This is a genomic window from Streptomyces mutomycini (assembly GCF_001700505.1).
GTDB lineage: Bacteria > Actinomycetota > Actinomycetes > Streptomycetales > Streptomycetaceae > Streptomyces > Streptomyces mutomycini.
The window spans coordinates 1-614 of sequence record NZ_MAPV01000143.1 but is presented as its reverse complement, the minus strand read 5'-3'; the positions used below and the strand labels follow the sequence as shown (position 1 = coordinate 614).

The window sequence follows — 614 nt, the reverse complement described above, 5'->3', positions numbered from 1 at the left end:
GGTACCCGAAGCGGACCTGACATGCCGGTCGGAGTTCTCGATGTCACTGAAAGATCGGACAATCACGGTGCGACGGTGCCTTTCTTCCGGTGCCATACCCCGCGAGCGTTGGTGGAGCACGAGCGACCGGCTGGCCGCAGGTCTCGATCGGCCCTCCGTCGCTGTCTGTTCATCCGGTTTCCCGGATCGCCTTGGCAAGAATCCGCATGCCTTCGTCCAGCTCTTCCGATGAGACGGTGAGTGGCGGCAGGACCTTGACCACTTCGCTCTCCGGGCCGGAGGTCTCGACCAGCAGGCCCAGCCCGAAGGCACGGGCACAGACGGCGGAGGCGCGCGCGGGATCGGTGAACTCCATCCCCCAGACCAGACCGCGGCCACGGGTCTGTGCCCCGGCATCCGAGTTCTCCTCCGCGATGGCCAGGAGCGTCTGCTCGACCTGCTCGCCGCGGGCCAGGGTCTGCTTCTCCATCTGGCCGTCGGCCCAGTACGCGTCGAGCGTGGCGGCGGCCGTGACGAAGGCCGGGTTGTTGCCGCGGAAGGTGCCGTTGTGCTCGCCCGGCTCCCAGACGTCCAGCTCGCCCTTGAAGAGGCAGAGCGACATCGGCAGGCCGTAG

1 protein-coding gene is annotated in these 614 nt (G+C 67.6%); it reads right to left on the bottom strand.

Annotated elements, in window-relative coordinates; genetic code table 11:
* Nucleotides 1–169 precede the first annotated feature (169 nt).
* Nucleotides 170–614, bottom strand: a 445-nt coding sequence (locus BFF76_RS20730; RefSeq protein ID WP_244167313.1) for an aminotransferase class III-fold pyridoxal phosphate-dependent enzyme, incomplete at its 5' end; no start/stop codon positions are given.